The sequence below is a fragment of the Paenibacillus sp. FSL R7-0163 genome, assembly GCF_037969975.1.
Classification (GTDB): domain Bacteria; phylum Bacillota; class Bacilli; order Paenibacillales; family Paenibacillaceae; genus Paenibacillus_AQ; species Paenibacillus_AQ odorifer.
On sequence record NZ_CP150224.1, the window covers coordinates 5,864,889 to 5,889,141 of the forward strand.

The following is a 24,253-nucleotide window of genomic DNA, read 5'->3' on the forward strand; positions in this document are numbered from 1 at the left end:
CACTTTCTAAGGCACTTTTGCCTTTCTTTTCGACCAACGAGCCTCATCTAGCGCTTTCTAGTACACTTTTGACTCTCTTTTCCCACCATAGTGCCGACTTTCACCGTTTGAGCGAAAAGTTCTTTTATAGTTAGTGGCTAAATAAGTTACTGTTCTGCAACTAGCATTCAAATCACCTTATTCACCAACCAGAGTTGATCACAAACGGGTGAAATCACCTCACCTCTACCTCTTCTACCTATCTATTAATTACCCACTTTCGCCTTTTGCCGCTGGGTGCCAGTGTTTTGACGTTTAGCTCTGGCTTCGAAAGGGCTGGAGTCTGCCAGCTTTCGGTACAGATTTTTCTCCGCTTCGCTGGTGGGTTCAGGGATAACAATCTCAATACCAAATAAAATATCGCCGTTCGCACCATTCTCACGTTTTAAGCCCTTGCCGGGGATGCGTAGCGTTTTACCGCTCTGAATTCCTGCTGGAATCTTCAATTTGACGGCGCCGCCACCCGGTAATGGAACCTTCACTTCTCCGCCCAATACCGCTTGCCAAGGAGCAATTTCAACCATGCCATATAAGTCACCATCGCGAATCTCATAAATATCATGAGGAAGAATATGAAGTGCCAGCAGCACATCGCCACCCGGAGTGTTTCCCGCGATTTTAATAATTGTACCCTCATGGGATCTGGGCGGAATGTTCACATCCACCGTTTTGTCGCTGACCTGTACTCTTACAGTGGCGCCCTTATAAGCCTGCTCCAAGGTAATATCCAGCTGCGCCTGCATAGTACTGCGGGCCTCGCCCCACGGATTGCCATTCGCACGCCCCGTTCCACTTCCCGAGAAAAAATCAAAGCCAGCCCGATCCGCCGAGCCCCGATTTCCAAAAAACATCCCGAATAAATCTTCCTCCGAAATACCAGAACCTCCCGTTGAATAAGTCCCACCGTTCCAGCTTCCACTTCCACCAAATCTTGAATCCCAAGAAGAGGCTCCACTCGCCGCCCCTCCACTAGCTCTGCCACGTTGAGCTCCATAAAGCAGCTCTTCATCATAGAGTTTCCGTTTATCCTCATTACCAAGTACTTCATAAGCTTCAGCTGCTTCTTTGAATTTCGCCTCAGCCTCAGGGGCTTTGTTAACATCGGGATGCCACTTCTTGGCAAGCTTCTGATAAGCCTTTTTAATTTCTTGTTTAGTAGCTTTTTTGCTCACGCCCAAAGCATCATAATAGCTTTTACTAGCCACTCGCGCTTCCTCCTTTCCATCCCTAATCTCATACCGACCACCATTGCACTCCGAGAAAAGACGCACCATAGCCGGAATCCTCCACTACAATGCGCCTTCTATTCATAACACTATGTTAAAAGCTCGCTGCCATCTCTAAAAGGCTGAGCGGAAGTCCATTCCGCTTAATTTATGCTTATTCAGACTGCGAACCGGTAGAATTAGAATCTCCGTCTTGAATCTCGATGCGTTTACCTTGCATTTTTTGCCGTTTGGGAACTTCCAGCTTCAGCACTCCATCTTTCAAAGACGCGCGAATTTCTTCCTCTGCAATATCTTGAACATAGAATCTGCGCACATATTCACCATATCGGCGTTCTCTGCGTAAAATCTGATGTTCATTGTTCTCCTCGGCATTTTCTTCCTTACGTACCGCTTTTATCGTCAAATAAGGACTGGCATAATCAATGTCGATTTCTTCTTTTTTCAAACCAGGAAGTTCAGCTTCAATCAGGTAAGCCTGCTCACTCTCATGAATATCTGTTCTGAAGGACATCGTGGAACTCTTAATCGGTGCAAAAAAATCATCATTAAAAACATCATTCAAAGACTTAGCCAGCATACCAAAAGCATCATCTCTACGTTTACCAAAAGGAACCATATCAAACATTATCCATTCTCCTCTCATTGACTTTGACTTTATTTGACCTATGACCTTATTATAGTCCCCTAACTGAGGAATAACAAAACCGATTTAAGCCGATTATCGCTCAAATTCAGGCGAATTAACTGATTTCACACGAGAAAATTAGTTCTTTTTATTTATTTGACCAATTTTGACCTTTGTTTGATCTTTCGTAAATGACACCTATATAATCATGACCCAACTTGCAGTACGATTATTATATGTTCAGACCTTCCGTTCAATACAAGCCATTAGCTTCTAATCATCTCCACGCCAGCTTTTAAACGGAGTTTCCTTACGAGCTATCAAAATTTAACGATTTAAAGATGAAGCCTGCAGAAGTGATATAATGAAAGACAAATAAAGACCATTTTCGTTACAGGAGACCAATTGTATGCAACCAACCTATGCTATGGATGATACGCAGTGGAGTAAGCTCATCCAAAATGTCGCCTATTATTTCGATGATCTTACCCTCAAGCGAGGGTTCCAATATTATAAACAAAATCGAGTGCAGCCGTTTACCATGACGGAGCCTCGTAAGATTAACGCTCTAGTTGAAGGTAGAGAGGATTACCGCGTCACCATTGATCTCGACGGCTTCACCAATTGTCATTGTAATTGTCCAGTATCAGGTCATTGCAAACATATGGCTGCTGTGCTGCTGAATTATGCCGAACAACAGAATAGATCTGTACAGGTTCTGGCCAACGCTAAAGCTGCATCCTTTTTGCCCAAAATATCAAGCACAGCAACAAATGCCTCTATTGGAGCCGATGCAACTCGTCAGCAGCAAATGAAAGAGATGGCCAACCGCATTGCTGGCGGAAAAATCACGGAGTGGCGGGAGTATTTTGAATTCTGTGTCTCCCCTTTAGCCCATACCACCCGAAATCCTGAATATGTGAGTCGGGCCTTGTCTGCAATCAATAAATTCAAACCGAAAATGCTTCCGGAAACGGAGAAGCTGTTCACTCTGCATGCTCATCTTTTCCTTTTGGAAAAGCTTGCTAAGCCTTCTGCGCAATCCGTCGGTCAGGCCGCTTACGCCCCTTCTCTTGGTTATTACACACAGGTAGCGGTCTCAGAGCTACAGGAAGTAATCACAGGTCTTTTAAAAAAGACACTTCCGCTGTCCCCCGAGCAAGAGCAGGATCTATGGCCATACGTCATCGATACTTTATCTTATCTGCGGCGCGAGATGTTGATGGAGTCACGGGATCGCTCACGGGATCAACCCTCTTTTTCTCTTAGCTATGATCTGCTGTGGAGAAATTGGATTTATCCGAATATAGGTGGAACTAAGCTTTACCTGAATGAAATCGAACAGCTGCAGCAAGCAGAAGGTGAATTAGGTGCTTCCCTTTCACAACATGCGTGGCTGTTAGCTCAGAGCCGTATGTATTACTATCTGATGGATGACCAGAAGGCTTGGGACTTATTGAATAAAGCGGCCGAGCGCCCGGGTCTCCATCCCGATGAGCTCATGAGCTTCACCTTTCCGCTGCTGGCTGCAGGGGACTGGTCCCGTTTGGTGGGTTGGCTTGCTCAAATCGGTCCACTGCTGAGCAGCAGACTCTATAATCTCAATAGCTATTCAACCAGTTGGGAAGAAGCTGTTCGCCACCTGCCTGAAGCTGAGCCGCAAATGTGGGATACACTAGCCACCATGTTACCTATCTCTGGCGAAGTCTATGAAGAGAAGCTAATCACCTATGAGAAATGGCAGACCTGGATGGATTATCAGCTGTCCATCGGTAAACAGCCCTCCGAATTTCGTGTCAAAGACCTCCAACCGGTGGAAAAGAATGCGCCTGAGGTTCTGCTGCCCTTTTACCATCAGGCCGCCGAAAGATTTGTGCTGGATAAGAACAGACATAGCTACAAAGCGGCTGTGAAATTATTGAAACGATTATCCAAGCTGTATAAAAAGCTGAAACAAGAAGAACGCTGGGAAGAGTTCCTCACTGCCTTCGCCATTAGGCATAGCAGGCTCCGTGCGCTGCAAGAGGAGCTTCGGAAAGGAAAGCTAATACCATGAACATGCATTTACGCACGCTGACCATCCGGCTTGCATTAAGCCAGTATGGCGATGCTTTAATATTTGGAATGAATGAGCGCGAAGATCTCGTGCCGGGCTTGCAGCTTAAGCAGCGGCTTTTCGCCTGGCATGAAGCGTCTTTTTATGGTACGGAGTTAACCGTGCAGCCAGCTGGCGAAGGCGTGGAGCTAGTGATTCTTCCTGCTGAGCAGGTCATCCCCTTCTTTGCCGAGCAGAAGCTTCTGGCGCATATCGAATGGAGCTGGGAGGGCGATGCCGCCCAGCTCACAGAACTGGCGCCACTTTTGGCAATATGTCTGGAGCACAAACAGTATATTCCCGACATCTCAGCCTACCGCGCCGGGAGGCTGCAATGGACTTGGGACGAAGGGGCTCTTGCGCAGGTGGCAGTGGACAGTGACACTGCTAAGGGAGCCCTTGAGGCGCTAAATGGCGGCAGCGAATTTAGCCGCGGATTACGTGCGGCGTTCTCTGCCGCCGTATCGCAGCGCTATTACAGCACGGAGGCCGAGGCCGGCGACCTCCGCAGCGAATTCCCGCTTCTCTTCGATAGAAGCGGAGCACTTGCAGCGGGCATGGATACCGCCGCGTGGCTTATCGCCATTGGCTGGAAGGCGGACACCGCGCCTTTCCGGCCCGCGCTACAGCTGCTGGAGCCCGATGAGGATGAATCCTATTGGCGGCTGCAGCTGATCCTTCAGGACAAGCGCGATGAATCCGCGCTTGTTCCCATCAGGCTCGCCGATAACGGCGAGCCGTACGGCTTGTGGCCGGCCGCGTGGTCGGCTCACGTGCATGAACGGGCCGCGGGATGGCTGGAGCGCCTCCGCGGCAGTCTGCCGCCCGAGCGCTTCGCGGCGGGCGGCGATGTGCTGGCCGAACCGCTCAGCGATGCCATCGCTTGGCGGTTCTTGACGGCCGAGAGCCAGCGGCTGCTGGAAGCAGGCTGGCAAGTGCTGCTGCCGGCGTGGTGGGAAGCCGCCAGCCGGAAAAAGCCGCGCCTGCGCGCAAAGATCAGCTCCGGCGAAGACAAACGCAGCGGCGGTGAGTCGCTGTTCGGTCTCGATTCGATCATCGATTTCGATTGGCGCATCTCCATCGGCGACGCGGATCTCACTGAGGCCGAATTTGCCGAGCTGGTCGCAAGAGGGGAACGGCTCGTCCGCTTCAAGGGCAAATGGGTCTCACTCGATCCGGCTCTGCTGGCGCAAATCCAAAGAGCCATGGCGGGAATGGACAAGTCGCAAGGCTTGTCCTTCCAAGACGTGCTTCAGCTCCACTTGCTAGGAGCTGGTGAAGAGGCAGACTCTGAAGCTACGGAAGAGCAGCTGCAAGAGGATGCCGCGCGTCTGCGTCTGGAGGTAGAGCTGAACGAGCATTTGATCAGCCTTATCGGTCAGCTGGGCCAGCGCTCAGAATGGCCTAAGCCGCCCGTACCTGCAAGCCTTAAGGCGGAGCTGCGCACCTATCAGCATGAAGGATTCGCTTGGCTGACCTTTCTGCGCCGCTTTGGGCTGGGGGCCTGCCTAGCCGATGATATGGGACTAGGCAAAACAGTACAGCTCATCGCCTATCTGCTACACATCCAAGAGAACACGGATGCAAGCTCAGCCCGGCGGCAGACCGACCCACCAGGTTGGCCTTCATTGATCATCTGCCCGACCTCCGTGTTAGGCAATTGGCAGAAGGAGCTGCAACGCTTCGCGCCTTCGTTGAATGTTATGCTTCATTACGGAAGCCGCCGTCTGGACGCAGGATTCTTCTATGGCGCAGCTTCGCAAGCCGATGTGGTACTCACCTCTTATGCGACTGCCGCGCTTGACCAGGAGCTGCTGAAGGAATTCACTTGGGCGACGATCTGCCTGGATGAAGCTCAAAATATTAAAAATGCCCAAACCAAACAATCCGCTGCTGTACGTAGTTTTCCAGCACTACACCGGGTTGCCTTAACAGGGACGCCTATAGAGAACAGATTATCCGAGCTGTGGTCCATTTATGATTTTATAACCCCAGGTTATCTGGGCAGCGCCAAGTCTTTTAATGACCGATTCACGAATGCTATTGAGAAGGAACACGACGCGAAACGTACAGCGGACCTACAAAATCTAGTGAAACCTTTCATGCTGCGCCGCAAGAAAAAAGACCCTAATATACAGCTCGATCTACCTGATAAAAACGAAATGAAAACCTATGTTCATCTGACTGCCGAGCAAGCAGCGCTTTACGATCAGACCGTAAATGGACTCTTGGAACGGATGAAGAAGCTGGAAGGCATTGAGCGCAAAGGGGCAATTCTTGGAGCTCTGACCGGGCTTAAGCAGCTATGCGATCACCCGATGCTTGTAACAAAAGAGGCTATCCCTGAACTGGATACGGACAACAAGCTGGATACCAGCTTTCTTATTAACCGTTCCTCCAAACTCGAAAGACTGCTGGATATGGTCAAGGAGCTGCGCGCGGAAGACGAGCGCTGCCTGATTTTTACTCAATATGTGGGTATGGGAAAAATGCTTCAGGCGGTTCTCCAGCAGGAGCTGGGCGAACCTGTCCTTTATTTGAACGGAAGCACCTCCAAACAGGCGCGCGACCGTATGATCGAGCGGTTTCAGACACCAGCCCCTGCTGCGGAAGATGGGTCTACACGTCCAGACGCACCGCCGTCTGATCAGCCGAATGTATTCATCCTTTCACTCAAAGCTGGGGGAGTTGGCCTGAACTTAACTGCAGCCAATCACGTATTCCACTTCGACCGCTGGTGGAATCCAGCGGTGGAGAATCAGGCAACTGACCGCGCTTACCGCATGGGCCAGACTCGTGATGTCCAGGTGCATAAGTTCATCGCCCTGGGTACACTCGAAGAACGGATTGATGAAATGCTGGAGAATAAGCAGCAGCTCAGCGACAATGTGATCTCCAGCTCAGAAGGCTGGATTACCGAGCTGTCCACTGAGGCTCTGAAAGATCTCTTTACCTTGCGTAGAGACTTAAATGACTAGCAAAAGGAACATTCGCGTAGATGCGAATGTTTCTTTTTCACAAGAATAATTACCATTGCTCGGACATTTTAAAGGTGACTGCGAGATCATCCCCGCCCGAGAGGGAGTTTACCACCAATGTGACAGGTTCATCATGGAACTCGTATGAGAGTCGCTCATTAAGCAAATTGACCGCCAGATTCGCATACGCACCAGAAATCCCTGATCCTGTACCTTGCATAATAACTTTTCCACCCGTGACCGTAGTGCAGGTATAGTTCACTAGCAGTGCCGTGTCCGTGGCAGGAATATTCGTAGTCGGTGTAGGATAATTCTCGAAGGTCCCATCAAGTGTCCCGCCTGCAACGATCATATAGCGCACTGGTCTTTTGGACATAACATCTAAAGCTGCCGGTCGAATCTCAGCCGCAAGACCTTGTGGAATAGCAAAGCCGGGACGCCTCATAAAGCTGATTGCTGCGAAGTCAGTCGATGTAACAGACACGTTATCACGTATTTCCGAAGTTATCCGGCTCACTTGAAACACTTCAAGATCAACGGCGGTCCATACACCGTCCACATCAACAAGAAAAACCTGAATCTTCATCTGCTCCTGCGAATATACAAAATTAAATTGGAATAAATCCTCTACCATGACATAGGTCTTGCTTAAGGTCTCCTGATATTGCAGCTCAAATAACTCTTCAACAAAAATGGCCTGGGGACTGACACTATTGGATAAGCCCGTAATATAACAAAACGCGCCAGCCGATCCATTGTTAACAACTTTGATCACTACTTGATCTATTGGCCGAGTACCGTCGACAGGTAAATTAATAATGGTGTTTGTGGACAGAACAGGCAATGTCATCACACCTCCTATATATCAATTCATATATGATATGTAAACATTGTTTAGAATTATTGGATGTAATTAAAATACAAGAGATGTTCCAGAGCCTAAATAGAGATTTGCCACTAAATAACGAATGTGGTAAACTCGACTTAACTTTTTATGAACGGAGGGTTACGTGTGATAGACTTTATCCGAGTTAGAACTTTGCGCGGCTAATTGAATAGCGCTAAAGCTCTGCCCATGTGCAGAGGACTCAGGATTGGTCTACCCATTTTTAAAGGTAACCCGATAATTTAACAACAGCGTGTAGGGAGGATTCTCTTCACCTCCATTCCTTTAAGAATTGAACATCCATAGAAGCCGATTAGCCAACTGCTGCTCGCAAGGGATCAAAGTGCCTCTTCCCTGCGACTGGACTGTTGTTTAATTCATTCTACCTATGGAAGGCCCTAACTCTGACGTCCTCTAACGAACCGTAAGCACAGGCAGATTGCCTGTGTTTTTTTGCGTTTATTATTTACTATTGGAGGATGAATAAATATATGGAACAAATACGAGAAAAAGCAATTATAGTCGGTGTCCAGCTTCAGAACGAAACGAATTTCGCCTATTCGATGGAAGAGCTGAGCAATCTGGCAGCTGCCTGTGACCTTGAAGTCGTAGGAGAGCTTAGTCAAAAGGCAAGTCGAATTAACCCCTCCCATTATATCGGGACAGGTAAAATCGAGGAATTATCGGCACTTTTAGAAGCACACGATGCTCCTATTGTTATTTTTAACGACGAACTGTCACCTTCACAGATCCGCAATTTGGAGTCCGCACTGGACCGTCAGGTCATTGACCGGACCATTCTGATCTTGAATATTTTTGCGGAAAGAGCGAAGACCAAGGAAGCACAGTTGCAAGTTGAAGTAGCCAAGCTGCAATATATGCTGCCGCGCCTGACAGGTCTTCGTGAGTCGCTGGGCAGACAAGGTGGCGGAGCTGGACTTAAAAACAGAGGTGCGGGTGAAACCAAGCTAGAGCTGGACCGCAGAAGAATTGAAGAGCGGATCACTGCTTTACAGGTTGAACTGCAGCAACAAGTAGCAAGACGTCAAATCCAGCGGAAACAACGGCATAAAAATGAAGTCCCCGTCGTCTGCCTTGTAGGCTATACGAACACCGGAAAGTCCAGCTTAATGAATGTCATGGTAGAGACTTACCATCCAGGTTCCAATAAACAAGTATTCGCCAAGGATATGCTGTTCGCTACACTAGAGACATCGGTTCGCAGCATTGAGCTGCCTGATCACAAAACCTTTTTATTAACAGATACTGTCGGATTCGTCAGCCAGCTTCCCCATCATCTGGTCAAAGCGTTCCGCTCCACTCTTGAAGAGGTTACCGAAGCGGACTTATTGATTCACGTAGTCGATATTTCCGATCCGCAGCATCAACAGCATATGGCGGTTACGGATGAGACGCTTAAAGCACTCGGCGCTGACCAGATTCCAACGATCTATGCCTATAATAAGGCTGATCTGACTGATTTGCCTTACCCGCAAATTGAAGGTGACAATGTCTACCTTTCCGCCAAGCAAAATAGTGGAATGGCTGAACTTACCGCTCTGATCCGCAGCCATGTTTTTACGGACTATGTCCAGTGCGAGATTCTGGTTCCATTTGATCGGGGTAATGTAGTCTCTTATTTCAATGAACATGCCCATGTTCAATCTACTAGCTATGAAGAAACAGGCACACGCCTTGAGCTGGAATGCAGAAAATCTGATTTCGAGAAATTCCGCAACGATTTTATTGAGCTATAACAAATTAGAAACGACGTGGTAGTCCTTAATTAAAAAAGAGGGATAGAGTTTTCAGAGTTATCTGAAGCTCTATCCCTTTCTTTTGTGAATAAAAAAATGAACAATACAAAAGTACCCTCTCTTTGCATTGCTCAGTAAGTATACAATAGGCAGACGCTAGATCTTATAAATATAGTTTCTAGACCCTATTCTTGAACATACAGTGTATCGGAAGCTTCTATTGTTGGCTGCCGGTAAAACCGTTCCTGCAGATAACCGCTGTAAGTAATTAAAGTCTGGATGCACCGATTCATCCGTTAAATAGGCCGAGATATCACTCCCATATACTCTTTCCTGATTCAGAGAGTCTATGATGATCTCTCCAGTAGTAATCCCTATGCCATGGCCGTAGAACAGATCATTTTCAAGCTTAATTGCATTCTCGCCCTGCCATTCTGGCTTGCTCGGAGCATGATCGGGATTCTTGAAATATACAACGTCTCCCCGCTGCGTGTGGTCCTTGTTGTAGTTTGTGATTAAGCGTAAATTCTCATCATAATTCCAGTCCCATAAGAACAAGTCCTTAAAATACTTATTAAAGGCTCCTTCACCTATAGCTTCAATTGTCGCCCTATACAAAACAATAACCATGGCTGTCGCGCATTCGAAGGCATATAAATGTCCATTCCGAAAAATATCTTTAATCCCCACTGTGGGTTCCACGCCAGCGTTCAGCTGAAGTCCACCAATCTCTGTACGTGTCCAAAACAGCGGATTACAGCGGGAATCATCAAATGTTGCAAAATCCACTCCACTTTCATTTAAAGCTTCAGCCGATTCCACGATGCTTTCTCTCATTTTGCGCTCAAAGTCAAGGGCATCGGGTGAACGAACTTCCTTCACCATGCTTAGTCCCTCCAATGTTATAGGTTCTAAATATAGGTTATTGTACGTGTTCGTCACCGGGTTGGTGCTTAAATCTCAAGATTCTCAGGCATCGGCAAACCACTGGTTAAGCTGCCGTGTTTCTTCCGTCAAAATATCGAGGAAAATAGAAGTCCGATAACCCGTATCCTTCAAGCTTTTGCCCGTAATCTCTGCGATTCGGTTTAATCTATAAAGCAATGTATTAGTGTGTATATGTAAAAAAGCCGCGGATTCCTTTAAATTGCCGCTTAATGATAAATAGACAGCGATGGTTTTGAGAAAATCACTTTTATGCTCGCGATCATGTTCTTTTAGCGGATATAGCAACGGGCTTTTACGAATTCGACTGCGCTTTTGCTCCATAATAGCCGGTATATATGCCCAAAATCCAATCTCCTCGTACAATAGCAGCTCCCGCCCATGAAAAGGCAGCAGCTTTTTGATCTCCACAATGGACACCGCTTCCCAATAGGCAATAGCCGCGGACATATATTCAGTGTAATCGAGACTACAGCCAGCAGCCAGTGTGCAGCCTTCACTCTTATACATATCCTCCATTGTTTTATGCAGGAATGAAGATAATCCACCCGCCCCCTCGATCACAAAGCTGAAGGAAAACAGAATAATCAGCCGATTATGCTCAGCCGTCAGAAATAGTAATTGCAGTCCGGAATAAGAAGCCATAACCTGCCGAAACCGGAGTATTAAATGATCATCGATTACCTTGTCACTCTCAAACACGCTAATATAATATTTTTCCGGCAAAAGAATGGACCAAAATTCCGCATCCTTTTTAATATTTGCTTCGTTGTCGTAGTGGGAGGTAATCAGCTTCCAGAAAAAATCCTCATGCGTTTTGTCCTGCTTCGTTTTCCAGCCTCGCTGCTTAAGTAAATAACGACCTACGATACCTGCCGCTTTCTCAACGATATTTTCGGCATGCCCTTCTACCAGGTTGCCTGTATCTACTACCCATATGTACCCGAGAATTTCCTTCTGATGTTTAATACAAATGGCCAGCCGGGGGCCAAGTCCCACCTCCAGCACCGCAGGAATTCGAATGGGATGTGCCGCGCTCTCCAGCTGCTGCATAATCCCTTTTTTGCGCAAGCCAATAATCACAGCGTTAGGTACACGCTTCCCGATAATCGTTGAAATCCGCGCGGAGTCACTCTCAAATTCATGCGAGCTGTAGCCAATCACATGATGATTGCTGTCCTCGATGGTAACTTGAGACTGTAGCGATTCACTTATCGCATCTGCCAATGATTCCATACTGTCGAAAAAACGATCAAATAATGGATCTTTATCTTTCACTAGCTTCACTCCCACCTGAAGAATAACCAAATCCTGTACTCTAGAGTGATTTCATTATAGTATGCATCCCCCTAACTGACTATAAGATAAATAGCTGGTTTAGGTGAGGGACGAGATCGGCTAGTTGAGGAAGGTGTTTGGGACGGGGATGTTTGGTGGGGGTTTTGTTGGGGGTGGTGTGGGAAGTTTTGTGGGGAGTTTTGTCGGGGTGTTTGGGAAGGTTTAATAGTTGTTGGTGTTTACCGAATGTTATAAATGGTTTTTAGGGAATAACCCCCGGAAATTCTGTGTTTTAATCATCACACGGTCATAATTAGGGAAATCCTCCCTAATATTCTGCACTTTAAGCATCACACGATCATAATTGGGGAAATCCTCCCTGATTTTCTTCCGTTTTGCGTATAAACAGGCGTATTCCTCGCTTTTTAGGGAGGAATTCCCTAATAACAGCATTTATAAGCTATTTTCGCGTTTTTTTAGGGAGAATTTCCCTAAAGCATCTCTCCATCAAAGCCTTCACCATCGCAGAAGCAAAAACTAATCAAAACTAGCCTGTTCTAGCCAACTTCACTACGTAATCTTTCCACCATCACACCACACGAGCAAACACCTAATGTATCTAATCACACTGAAACGCAATCTATTTACTTTAACACCGTACTGACAAACTTCCACCCGATCTCCTCCGCAAGAAACGCCAAACAGCAAGCTCCCCGCAGAGAGCTTGCTGTTTGGCTCATTCCATTATGGAACGTGTCTATTTTAGATCAATGTGAATGTCTGCTCCATGGCTTGCTCAACCGAATAAGGTGTCTCACCCAACGCTTCGGCAACAGCTTGGCAGGTGATTCTGCCATTGGCTACATTCACGCCGCTTCTTAGGCCGTCATTATCCTGAATCGCCTTGATCACACCTTTATTGGCAATTTGCAGGGCATATGGAACTGTAACATTTGTTAAGGCAATAGTTGAGGTCTTAGGAACAGCGCCCGGCATATTAGCCACGGAATAATGCAGCACGCCGTGTTTCACAAACACGGGATTATCATGTGTCGTCACTCTGTCGATGGTTTCTACAATGCCACCTTGGTCAATGGCCACGTCGACAATCACCGATCCCGGCTTCATGGTCTTGACCATTTCTTCGGTAACCAGCTTCGGTGCTTTGGCACCCGGAATTAACACGGCACCTACCAGCAGATCGGCTTCAGCCACTGCTTTCGCAATATTATAACGGTTAGAGATCAACGTATTGATCTGTGCTCCAAAAATGTCATCTAATTGACGTAGTCTCTCCGCACTGAGGTCAACTATCGTAACATCTGCACCTAAGCCAATAGCCATTTTAGCTGCATTAGTACCTACTACACCGCCGCCAATAATACTCACTTTACCTCGGCTAACGCCAGGAACACCGGAAAGAAGAATACCTTGTCCGCCGTAGTTCTTTTGCAGGAACTGCGCTCCCAATTGGACGGACATCCGGCCAGCTACTTCGCTCATCGGTGTTAACAGCGGCAAGGTGCGTCCATGAACAACCGTCTCATATCCGATCGCAAAGACACCTTTGTCTTTAAGCGCAGCAGCCAAGGCAGGCTCTGGAGCAAGATGAAGATACGTAAATAGAATAAGGCCTGGACGGAAATAGGGGTACTCCGTTGCCAATGGTTCTTTTACCTTCATCACCATTTCAGCGGAGCTCCAGACTTTTGCTGCATCCTCAATCAGTTGTGCTCCGGCAGAGACATACTCTTCGTTAGGAAATCCGCTGCCAACACCGGCTCCAGCTTCTACGAGCACTTGATGACCTTCAGTAATTAAACTAACTACACCCGCAGGGGTTATGGCAACACGATTTTCATTGTTTTTAATTTCTTTAGGTACTCCGATAATCATCATTCATCTCTCCCATCTAATGTAGATCCCTTATGTAAAGAATGATAACATATGATTAGCATTCCCATTTTGTTAAAAAATTAAAATATTATCTACCATGATTGTGTTTTTACACAAAGGATCTGACTTAACTGCCCATTAATCTTTAACCACTTTGGTACTCAACACAACCATCTTTATTATCTCATAAAAAAAGACACCCTATAGAGTGCCTTTTTGACGATTTTGTATGAAATTAAAGCGACTACCATATCGCATAATGTTATATTAAGTTACATGGACTATCTTGATAATAACAACATCACTGTTTCTAACACTACATTTACCCCTTTTTCGCAGTCTTCATAAGAGGTTAGTTCCTCTTCACAATGGCTTTTACCATTCACGCTAGGCACGAACACCATTGCGGATGGCAGAAAGCTGGCTACGAACTGTGCATCATGCCCTGCACCACTTGCGATCTTTCGACTGGAATAACCTAAGGTTTGAGCCGCTTGCTCCACCAAATCACACACATTCTGATCAAACCACACCGTATCTCGGCCCCAAAGCTTAGTTTTGCTTACTTCACAATCCAGCAGTTGCTCTGGCAAACCGTTAATAATGGCTTCCACTTCACGCACAATCTCCATATCTTTATGTCTGGCTTCAATGGTGAAAATCACTTTATTGGGAATGACGGTATGGATATTAGGAAGCACATTCATTCTGCCCATGGTATACACAAGCTCGGAATCGAGCGCCCCCAGCTTGCTCCGCAGCTCAATAATCAGGTCTGTGGCAGCAAACAAAGCATCTTTGCGCATCGCCATGGGGGTTGTGCCCGCATGATCAGATTCTCCCGTCACCTCAATCTCGTAACAGGCCATACCAACTACACAGTTAACCAGCCCAATCGCCAGCTCCTCTTTTTCAAGAACAGGTCCTTGCTCGATATGAAGCTCCAAATAAGCGGTGGCTTCGGTGATACGATTGCTCATTTCTCCCTTATATCCACTCTTCTCCAGCGCTTCACCAAAGCTAATGCCCGCTGGATCCTTTTTGTTCAACATAACACTTTTATCAAACTTTCCGGATAGCACACCAGAGGCCATCATCGATGGCTCAAAACGTGCCCCCTCTTCATTCGTAAAATTCATAATCGTCACCGGAACCTTCGGCTTAATCCCGTGATCTACAAGCGTCCGCACAACCTCTAGACCCGCGATAACCCCTAGGACGCCATCGAATCTGCCCCCTTTTTTCACAGTATCCATATGCGAGCCAATCACAATCGGAGGCCCGGAAGTTTCGCCTGCCAATGTGGCATACATCGTCCCCATATCATCCATCTTCACAGACATTCCGAGCTCTTCACAACAGGCACGAAAATACTCCCGAACTTTAATATCCTCTTCGGTCAGCGATAATCGGGTCACGCCATTTTTATCTGTACGCCCATAATCGGCAAATGCCTCGATTGTATTCTTCAGTCTCTCACCGTTCACGAATATTTTTTGCAGCTGCATCCCAGATCCCTCCGCTTCGAACGTTTTGTTGGCTTTCTATCTATGTTAAACCAAACCATAATATTTTCATTTTACATATTGTAATAATTATTATTCACATGATGCTACAACGAGTAGAGCCAGCAATAAGTAAACTAAAGTAGTATATACAATCTTTTCATACGAGGGGTAAGCTTAAGATAGCTTATCATCCCGTTTTACACAGGAAAGGAGCGAGCCCATGAATCTAAGCCTTGTGATCCCGGTATACAATATAGAGCAGTATATAACCCCTATGTTCAATTCACTCCTTGACCAAAGCGATCCGCATTTCGAGGTCATCATCGTAGATGATGGTTCTACGGATAACACTTACAACGTTATAGAAAAGATTCTTTCGCGTAATCCCGGCCTTTTCTGTAAAGTCATTCGAACGGAGAATCATGGAGTAAGCGCGGCTAGAAATAGGGGTTTAGCTGAAGCCACAGGTAATTATGTTCTTTTTGTAGATGGAGACGATTATGTCTCCGCAGACTTGGTCTCAACCCTTCAGTCTTATACCCAAGATGAACAACCCGAGATTATTTGCTGGGGTTATAATCATGTCTCCGAAGGCAGAGAAACTCTATTGAGCTGTACCTCTGATTTCAGCGACGTGACGGGAAGTGAAGCACTGGCGCGGATTTTCGTGAACAAGAGCTTGCGAATATGGACAGGGAGTATCGCTTATAAGCGAGAATTCCTACTTCTCCACGAGCTAGGTTATACAGAACGCTGTGTGAATGGAGAGGATCAAGAGTTCATCTACAAAGCCTTGTCCAGAGCGGCCAGAGTCATCTCAATCCCGGATATACTATCATTTTATTTACAGAGAAACTCCTCCATCTCCAACAGCTATAACGTGAATAAATTTGATGTAGTGGATGCTTTTAAAAGGGTGGATGAATATTTCAAAACCTATCCCTTTGCTGAACTAGATACGATCTCCCCATTGTTAATGAACCGGGAGCTGATTGAGAACTACTTTTTCAACCTCAAAACCTGTCTAAATGGTACGGAAGGGGTAAGCATTCAGGAATTACTTCGTGACATCAACCATACCTATCCCAAGCTCAATCAAGAAATGGATGAACTCATAAGACGTTATAGAGGAGATAATCGCAGATTAACCCTTTATATCAGAACATTTTTAATCTCCCCGCTTCTATATCACAGATTCATCTCTGTGGAGAGAAGCTTATCCAGGTTCAAGCGCAACCTACTTAAAGGGAACGGAACCCGAAAGGAATCTAGAATATGAAAAAGATGCTGATATACGCCTATACCGAATTTAATCTGGGTGATGATCTATTCATTAAGGTGCTATGCGAAAGATATCCGGATACCAGATTCAGAATTTGCGCACCACGCCTCTATAAACAATGTTTCAAAGAGCTCCCTAACCTCAAAGTGTATCCTTCCGATTCCCTTCTTCTAAGAGGCATTGGCTATATTTGCAGGAAGCTAAAGATACATAATGTGGCTCACAAATATCTGGCAGATCACTCAGATGGCGTCGTTCATATCGGCGGCTCGATTTTCATGGAGGCAGACCACTGGGCAGAGCATTTCAAGAATGCAGAAGTCATTCGTAATCAAAATAAGCCTTACTATCTGTTAGGATCTAATTTTGGCCCTTTTACAAATCAAGAATACTATGATGAGCACAAGCGGATTTTCAAGGATTATACAGATATATGTTTCAGAGAACAGTACTCTTATGATTTATTTAAGGATCTGGATAATGTCCGCTTAGCCCCAGATATTATTTTTCAGCTAGACCCGCCAGATATTCCAAACGAACCGGAGGATTACATCGTCTTATCCGTTATTAAACCTTCTGCGAAAGGTCTGAACGGTTTTGACAACCTCTATTATGAAAAAATGAAAGAACTCGCAATTTATTTCATTGAAAAAGGTTACGCGGTTCATTTCATGTCATTTTGCGAACACGAAGGCGATCAACTGGCAATTGAAGAGATTCAGCGCCTTATCGGTCCCTCCTACAAGGATGCTATGCAAGTGCATTTATATAAAACGAACATGGAAGAAGTATTGTCCGTGTTAGCTAATGCCAGATCTATTGTGGCTTCAAGATTCCATGCAATGATTCTGGGCTGGGTATTTAATAAACCGGTATTCCCCGTAGCCTACAGCAAAAAAATGATCAATGTAATGAAAGATGTTGGGTTCACAGGTCTGTATGCCGATTTCAATACGCTGGAACAGGTCCAGCCTGCACAGATTTTTGAAAGTATGATCACCTGCTCTATGGATGTCACACTGCAAGCAAAACAAGCCGAAAGGCATTTCGAGCACCTAGATACGTATTTATCGCTTTACGAAAGGGGGATTCGTTATGAAAGCCAAGCGGAGCATTCTTAACTTATCCTTTGGACTGGGAAGTCAACTCATCACGATCATCCTCGGTTTTTTTATACCCAGACTGATAATGGTCAACTATGGCTCTGAGGCCAATGGGTTGATCGCTTCGATTGTGCAGATTATTAGTTATTTGGCGCTGCTGGAAGCAGGTGTTGGAGCGGCCTCGATCCAAGCGCTTTATAAGCCGGTAGCTTCGAATAATAAAAACAATATTAACTCTATTCTGGCTGCCACCTCCAGCTATTATAAAAAAACAGGCATTTACTATTTCTTCGCCGTACTGCTACTCGCCATCGTGTACCCGCTAGTGATCTCTTCTGAGATCGATAAATTATCGATTATGGTCATTATTTTGCTTACAGGGATGGGCGGAGCGATCAATTATTATTTTCAGGGAAAATTCAAGGTCCTGCTCGCTGCGGAGGGAAAAAGCTATGTAGAGACTTCTATTGTCACTGTGGCTAATATTATGAACAGCCTGATCCGGATTCTGTTATTACTGCAAGGTGTGGACATTATTGCCGTTCAAGCTTCCTATTTTATCTTAACCTTACTTCAAATTATCGCTTTCTATATTTATATGAATAAGAATTACAAGTGGATCAACCTGAATCTCAAACCAGACTATGAAGCTATTGGCCAAAAGAATTCCGTATTAGTCCATGAAATCTCCTACTTGGTGTTTAGAAATACGGACGTACTCATATTAACCATCTTTACGAATCTAAAAATCGTCAGTATCTATGTTATGTACAATATGATTTTTACGATCGTGGATAATATCGTCCAGACCATAAACGGAAGTGTGAAGGCTGCCCTCGGGCAAAGCTACCATGAGAGCAAAGAAGCATTTATTAAATTTTATGATGCGTACGAAGTGTATTTCATGGGGCTTATCTTCTCGATTCTAACGGTGGCTTACATTTTGATTTTACCCTTTATGAAATTGTATACGGCTGGGGTAAACGACGTGAATTACATTGATATGTGGCTGCCGGTCCTGTTCGTAGTCATCAAATTATTAACCAATGCCAGAACGTCTTCCAATAATGTGATTACCATCGCTGGACATTTCAAAAAAACACAAAACCGTTCCATTCTGGAATCCGCCATTAATCTGGTGGCTTCTATTGTCTTCGTAATCTTCATGGGAATTTACGGTGTACTAATGGGAACGATAGCTGCCCTCTTATACCGCTCCATAGATATTGTAATCTATGCCAGCAAACATTTACTGGACCGCAGTCCTTGGGTCACTTTTAGAAGATGGCTCACGAATGCAGTAGTTTTTGTAGGCATTATTCTAATCATCACCGCCATCGACATCCCGATCCATTCCTATCTGGGGCTTATGATCTGGGGTGTACTTCTAGGATTTGTGATCTTGCCTGTATATTTCGTAATCGGCTCTTTAATGGAACGGGAAGTCTTCCTCTATACATGGGAACATCTCAAAAAGTATCGATATAAACTCAAAAATAAAATTAACGCTCAGCCTGAGGTAAGTGGTTTATCCAAATAACACAACAGGAGGACTGGAAATGGATCATAGCGAGGTTTTGCAGCAAGCCTGTTACGTCTTTTTAAATGACCTAAATGATGAAATAAACCATTCACCCACCATCCAAATAGATGATACAGAACTATTGCAAAGATGCCGCCAGATCATAGATCAAGAACAAAATGTACAAATCAAACCTTATCTGGAAACCTTATCTGAGGTTATTCATGCTTATCTCACGGGGAGGGCTTCAGAGGATACCTTGAAATTCTATTTATCTGAACAATTCAGCATTGTTGCCAGCGATATCGCAGGTTTAATTCAGGGGTTGGTTAAAATGGAAAGCCGCATTTCGGATACGGAAATTTCCTATCCAACGGTCCAGTCCTTAGCCGATTCCCCCAAGATCAGTGTCATTATCACTACCTATAATAGAAAAGCATTCCTATACCAAGCGATCCAAGGTATCTTAATGCAGGACTATCCCAATAAAGAGATTACAGTGATTGATGATTGTTCTACAGATGGCACGGAAGAGTTAATGCAGCAACACTTTGGGGCGGAGCCACGGGTCATTTACATGCGCAATGCTACCAATAGCGGACCTGGAAATAATCGCCGAAAAGCTTTCGCTGCACATGGTGATGGGGAATATGTTCTTTTTCTCGATGATGATGATTATCTGATCGACATGAATTATTTCAGTAAAGCGGTCCGCTTCCATCTCCTTCATCCCGAAATTTCATTTGTAGCTGCGAATGTGTTCCTGGAGTATTCCAAAGCCAAACAACTAAAAATCTCCAATCTGCAGCTTAGCAGCATTATTAAGAAACGCGATTATTTCATGAATTTTGAGAAAAAAGGATATCCAAAACCCGCCTCTACTTTAACTACTGTTTTTAAACGAGAGGCCTTAATGGCTATGGATATCCTAGATATGAATATGGTCAACGATGCTTCCATCTATTTGCGTTCCCTGCTGGTAGGTGATGCGGGCTTCATTGATGTGATTGCCGGCGTGTACAGAATACACGGGAACAATATCACCTTTAATCTGAGCCAAGGATTCTTAATTGAGAATCTGGAAGAAAAGAAACTCATTAAGAATATGGCCGTGCAGAAATATGGATATAACGCACAGGAAATGACGGAATGGTTCAACCATAATGCTTACGATACGATCTCATACTATTTATTAAATTCTGCAAAAGATGCTACAGACTTTAAATTCATGTACCATTGGGCGCTTAACCATTGCCCGCTGATCTACAATCAATTAAAAAATGAGTTTCGCATGAAGCTTATTAAAAAACAATTATTACGAATCTCCTTACTCCGTACGCTACTCGGCAGATGATTCGCTCATTAGCTTATCGAGCAGCAGAAAAAACTCTCTAAGCTTTTCTTTTGGGATGTCGGCATACTTGTCTCCAATGCTGATCTCACAATAAGAAGTATGTTCCCCGGTAGCTCTTATACCCGCGCTTAAACCGATTCCTGTCGCCTCATACACCGCTGACAGGATCGGTTCAATTTGTTCCTTAGACATTTGAAAATGCATGTGAAACATATTGGAGACAGGTTGAGCGGGCAGAGTGGTTACGTCGTGACATTGATTAACCCAAGCAGCAAGCTTCTTCGCGCCTTCATAATACTGCTGCATCCTGCCCTCTCTTTGCCGGAAATAATAATCAGAAGAAATGATGTACGGATATAAGCTGATTAAGTCTCCACCATGCCGCCGTTTCCATATCTTTGATTGCTTCGTAAAGTCTTCGCTGCCTGCAAGAATTGCCCCGGCGATTCCTCCAATTCCTTTATAAAAGGATATATACACACTATCAAAGAGTGCAGAGATTTCAGCTGCTGACTTCCCGTAATACGGAAGAATCTCAAATAATCTCGCCCCATCCAAATGCAATTTAATGCCGCGTGCACGGCAATGAGCAGAAATAGCTTCAAGCTCCGTGTACTCTGGCAGCTGACCACCAATCTCGCGCTGGGGTAATTCCAGCAACAGACAAGCGATATCGTCCTTTAGATTCGCCACATCCTCCAAAGTGATTAATCGGTCCTTATCCGCAAGCAAGATAGGCTCAATATGATGTAATTCCTTCATGCCATCCTGCTCATGAATCTCCAAGTGGCATAAGGGATGATAGGCTACTTTTTTCACCTCTTTTTCATCGCACCAGATTCTTAAAGCGATTTGCTGCGCCATCGTTCCGCTCGGAAAGAAAACTGCGGTTTCTTTGCCCAGGATATTCGCCATTTTCGTCTGGAAATCTTCAATCACTTCGCCCGTTCCATAGATATCAGATGCCGTACTGTTCTCTACGGCTGCCAAGGCTTCCTTCAACACTTGCACATCTCTATTCCCATTCCCTGCGATTCGATAGGCCGTTTCATTAAAAGCCTCTTGTACTGATTTTTTTCCGTTCATTCGTTGAATAACCCCTTCCGGATTTGCCTTGTCCCTAATATAGACGAATTTCCAAAAATCCCATCTTAATTTTACCCGATCTAAGGTGAAAAAACATGAGCGCTGTGCTACAATATTGGAATTGCAACGGCAATCTTAGGGAGGGTTATTGAATCACATGCTCATTATTGGTATCGCCGGCGGCACCGGCTCGGGAAAAACAACCGTAGCCCGCTCCGTCATTGACCGTCTTGGAACGGGAAAGGTAACTTTCATATCTCAAGATAACTACTATAAGGATCACTCACATCTCAGCTTTGCTGAACGTGAATCCATTAATTACGATCATCCTTTCGCTTTCGATAACGAGCTGCTCATTGAGCATCTTAAATCTCTGCGTGAAGAACAGACCGCATTCGCTCCCGTGTATGACTTTACAGTCCATGCCCGCTCCACTACAGAGACGGTAGAACTGAAGCCAAACAATATTGTAATCATTGAGGGACTCCACGTCCTTTCTGACGAGAATCTCCGTGAAATGCTCGACATCAAGGTATTCGTGGATGCCGATCCTGATGTGCGTATTCTCCGCCGGGTCCTTAGAGATATTGAAGAACGTGGACGGAGCATCCAGTCGATCCATCATCAATATTTGAGTACAGTTAAACCCATGCATGAAGCGTTTATCGAACCATCCAAAAAATACGCTGACCTGATCATCCCTGAAGGTGGCCATAATGAGGTTGGTATTCAGTTGTTGTCCATCCTAACGGAGAAGCATTTATATAACGATTGGACGTCTTAAAGTCTTAATTAAGCGCTTCTAGCTAGCTGCAGAGAATCTCTCTGCGGCTTTTTTGGTGTGTATGAACCCATCTATGGATCAGAATAATCCCACCTCATTATGGTAATAGCTATATTTACAGCACCAGCGGAAGAGGGATAACAACAATGGGATTTCTGAACAGAACAATAACAAAAGTTTTTAAGAACCCTTCATTAGGGCACCCCAACCCCACTAAAGAATTACCTAAGGAACTTATTAAAGAAAAACTTCAAGATAATATTCAATATATAAAAACAAGACTCGGCAATAGTACAGATCTTGTGATTAGAGAATTCTTTATTGGTTCCAAACACCAGATTAAAGCAGCTATTTTCTATACAGATGGATTGGCGGATAGTAAAGCTATTCAGGATTTCATTCTGGAATCACTAATTTTAGAACTTCCAGATCCAAGTCTTGATACACAAACAGCCAACTATCAATTATTAAAAGATCACATGCTCACTGTAGGGGATATTAAAGATGCGACGGAGTTCAATTCTTTATTCACCTCTCTATTATCCGGAGATGTGATCCTCTTACTCAATGGATATACCAAAGGGTTCACCATAGGCATGCGTGACTGGAAAGACCGTGGCGTAACGGAAAGTGCCACTGAAACGGTGATTCGTGGACCAAAGGAAGCCTTCACAGAAAGCTTACGCACGAATACCGCATTAATCCGGCGGAAAATAAAAGACCCCAATCTTTGGTTAGAAACACAGCAAATTGGACGTGTAACACAGACAGACGTAGCCCTCATGTACATCAATGGCATTGTTAGTGATGAGATTCTGCAAGAAGTACACTCACGTTTAGATCGGATCGACATTGACGGTATCCTGGAAAGTGGCTATATCGAAGAATTAATCGAGGATGAAACCTATACCCCATTTCCAACCATCCATCATACGGAACGTCCTGACGTTATAGCTGCTGCTCTTATGGAAGGAAAAGTAGCCATATTAGTAGATGGGACTCCTATAGTAATGACGGTGCCTACCTTATTCGTTTCCTTCATGCAGACAGCGGAAGATTATTATCAACGTGCCGATGTCAGCACCTTAGTACGGATGCTTAGATACTTCAGTATTTTCATTTCACTACTAGCCCCATCTTTGTATGTAGCTATTACTACCTTTCATCAGGAGATGCTGCCCACAACCCTGCTGATCAGTCTAGCTGCACAACGGGAGGGCGTACCGCTTCCAGCATTTATTGAAGCACTCTTAATGGAGCTCGCCTTCGAGATTATAAGGGAAGCGAGTGTACGAATGCCTCAAACCATAGCCCAATCTGTATCCATTGTAGGCACCCTGGTGATTGGGACTGCGGCAGTTGATGCCGGCATTGTTTCTGCTGCCATGCTTATTGTCGTCGCTATTACTGCTATCTCCAGCTTTGTGCTGCCATCCTTCGATCTTGCCCTGACCATCAGAATGCTCCGTTTCCCGATGATGTTCCTTGCTGCATCTTTTGGTTTGTTCGGTATCATCATCGGGGTTATTGCGATAGTTCTTCACATGTGCAGCTTACGTTCCTTTGGCGTTCCTTATTTGAGCCCGTTTGCTCCCTATAATCTCGCCGATCAAAAGGACACCTTTTTCCGAATGCCACATTGGGCTATGTTTACCCGCCCTAAGCTAATCAATAAAAAAAATATCGTTCGGGAAAAGAGCACACCACCGGAAAAACCGGGAGATCTCACAGAGGAATAGCCCCTGAAACCTTGACCTATGAAGTGATAAATTGGAGTGAACAAAACCATGTATAACATCGCAAGGCGCATATCTGTAGGTGCAATCTTTGAGTATCGAGTGTTAACCTATTACTACACTTGGTTTTGTTAAGCGCAGTAATGTTCA

The 24,253-nt window shown here is 45.1% G+C and carries 17 protein-coding genes; 9 read left to right on the forward strand and 8 right to left on the reverse strand.

Translation table 11 applies throughout. From position 1 onward, the window contains the following. Window positions 1–245: 245 nt before the first annotated feature. On the reverse strand, window positions 246–1,244 hold the full coding sequence (locus NST45_RS25730; protein ID WP_169744732.1) for a J domain-containing protein: 999 nt from the start codon (window positions 1,242–1,244) through the stop codon (window positions 246–248). 175 nt (window positions 1,245–1,419) lie between these two features. Beyond that, window positions 1,420–1,893 carry an Hsp20/alpha crystallin family protein gene (locus tag NST45_RS25735; protein ID WP_038568238.1) on the reverse strand — a complete coding sequence of 158 codons (474 nt, stop codon included), beginning with the start codon at window positions 1,891–1,893 and terminating at the stop codon, window positions 1,420–1,422. A gap of 409 nt (window positions 1,894–2,302) precedes the next feature. Here NST45_RS25735 and NST45_RS25740 point away from each other — a divergent pair, with 409 nt between their 5' ends. Then, window positions 2,303–3,949, forward strand: coding sequence for an SWIM zinc finger family protein (locus tag NST45_RS25740; protein ID WP_076224519.1), 1,647 nt, complete (start codon window positions 2,303–2,305; stop codon window positions 3,947–3,949). Further along, the gene (locus tag NST45_RS25745) at window positions 3,946–6,966 is read left to right on the forward strand and encodes a DEAD/DEAH box helicase (protein ID WP_339824167.1); all 3,021 of its coding nucleotides are present in this window, start codon (window positions 3,946–3,948) and stop codon (window positions 6,964–6,966) included. Before NST45_RS25740 ends, NST45_RS25745 begins: the two co-directional genes overlap by 4 nt. A gap of 49 nt (window positions 6,967–7,015) precedes the next feature. Here NST45_RS25745 and NST45_RS25750 read toward each other — a convergent pair whose 3' ends face one another. Continuing rightward, window positions 7,016–7,816 carry a hypothetical protein gene (locus tag NST45_RS25750; protein ID WP_036687271.1) on the reverse strand — a complete coding sequence of 267 codons (801 nt, stop codon included), beginning with the start codon at window positions 7,814–7,816 and terminating at the stop codon, window positions 7,016–7,018. 527 nt (window positions 7,817–8,343) lie between these two features. On the opposite strand from NST45_RS25750, the gene hflX reads away from it, so the two are divergent. Further along, window positions 8,344–9,609, forward strand: coding sequence for a GTPase HflX (gene hflX / locus NST45_RS25755; protein ID WP_036687269.1), 1,266 nt, complete (start codon window positions 8,344–8,346; stop codon window positions 9,607–9,609). A gap of 156 nt (window positions 9,610–9,765) precedes the next feature. Here the strand turns inward: hflX and NST45_RS25760 are convergent, their stop codons facing one another. From NST45_RS25760 to NST45_RS25775, 4 genes are all read right to left on the reverse strand, one after another. Further along, complete coding sequence (locus tag NST45_RS25760; protein WP_036687267.1) at window positions 9,766–10,494, reverse strand: hypothetical protein; 729 nt, start codon at window positions 10,492–10,494, stop codon at window positions 9,766–9,768. A gap of 84 nt (window positions 10,495–10,578) precedes the next feature. After that, on the reverse strand, window positions 10,579–11,832 hold the full coding sequence (locus NST45_RS25765; protein WP_339824169.1) for a helix-turn-helix domain-containing protein: 1,254 nt from the start codon (window positions 11,830–11,832) through the stop codon (window positions 10,579–10,581). A gap of 762 nt (window positions 11,833–12,594) precedes the next feature. Further along, on the reverse strand, window positions 12,595–13,728 hold the full coding sequence (gene ald / locus NST45_RS25770) for an alanine dehydrogenase (RefSeq protein ID WP_076107330.1): 1,134 nt from the start codon (window positions 13,726–13,728) through the stop codon (window positions 12,595–12,597). Between the two features lie 281 nt (window positions 13,729–14,009). Continuing rightward, window positions 14,010–15,236 carry a Zn-dependent hydrolase gene (locus NST45_RS25775; RefSeq protein WP_038568219.1) on the reverse strand — a complete coding sequence of 409 codons (1,227 nt, stop codon included), beginning with the start codon at window positions 15,234–15,236 and terminating at the stop codon, window positions 14,010–14,012. A gap of 220 nt (window positions 15,237–15,456) precedes the next feature. Here NST45_RS25775 and NST45_RS25780 point away from each other — a divergent pair, with 220 nt between their 5' ends. The 4 genes from NST45_RS25780 to NST45_RS25795 are packed head-to-tail and all read left to right on the forward strand — an operon-like array spanning window position 15,457 to window position 20,497. Continuing rightward, window positions 15,457–16,515 (forward strand): glycosyltransferase family 2 protein, encoded by a 1,059-nt coding sequence (locus NST45_RS25780; RefSeq protein WP_036687258.1) that lies wholly within the window; start codon window positions 15,457–15,459, stop codon window positions 16,513–16,515. Continuing rightward, window positions 16,512–17,639 (forward strand): polysaccharide pyruvyl transferase family protein, encoded by a 1,128-nt coding sequence (locus NST45_RS25785; RefSeq protein WP_036687256.1) that lies wholly within the window; start codon window positions 16,512–16,514, stop codon window positions 17,637–17,639. The genes NST45_RS25780 and NST45_RS25785 overlap by 4 nt, the downstream gene beginning before the upstream one ends. Further along, a complete protein-coding gene (locus NST45_RS25790; RefSeq protein WP_036687254.1) occupies window positions 17,614–19,161 on the forward strand; it encodes a sugar isomerase in 1,548 nt (515 codons plus the stop codon). The genes NST45_RS25785 and NST45_RS25790 overlap by 26 nt, the downstream gene beginning before the upstream one ends. Before the next feature lie 19 nt (window positions 19,162–19,180). Then, window positions 19,181–20,497: a glycosyltransferase family A protein gene (locus NST45_RS25795; RefSeq protein WP_339824173.1), complete on the forward strand. Its 1,317-nt coding sequence runs from the start codon at window positions 19,181–19,183 to the stop codon at window positions 20,495–20,497. Here NST45_RS25795 and NST45_RS25800 read toward each other — a convergent pair. After that, a complete protein-coding gene (locus NST45_RS25800) occupies window positions 20,483–21,583 on the reverse strand; it encodes a beta-eliminating lyase-related protein (RefSeq protein ID WP_339824175.1) in 1,101 nt (366 codons plus the stop codon). The two genes, NST45_RS25795 and NST45_RS25800, sit on opposite strands and share 15 nt — an antisense overlap. Before the next feature lie 157 nt (window positions 21,584–21,740). Between NST45_RS25800 and udk the strand changes: the two genes are divergently transcribed. Both udk and NST45_RS25810 read left to right on the forward strand, forming a co-directional pair. Beyond that, on the forward strand, window positions 21,741–22,367 hold the full coding sequence (gene udk, locus NST45_RS25805; protein ID WP_036687251.1) for a uridine kinase: 627 nt from the start codon (window positions 21,741–21,743) through the stop codon (window positions 22,365–22,367). Window positions 22,368–22,513: 146 nt separating this feature from the next. Then, window positions 22,514–24,106 (forward strand): spore germination protein, encoded by a 1,593-nt coding sequence (locus tag NST45_RS25810; RefSeq protein ID WP_339824177.1) that lies wholly within the window; start codon window positions 22,514–22,516, stop codon window positions 24,104–24,106. Window positions 24,107–24,253 lie beyond the last annotated feature (147 nt).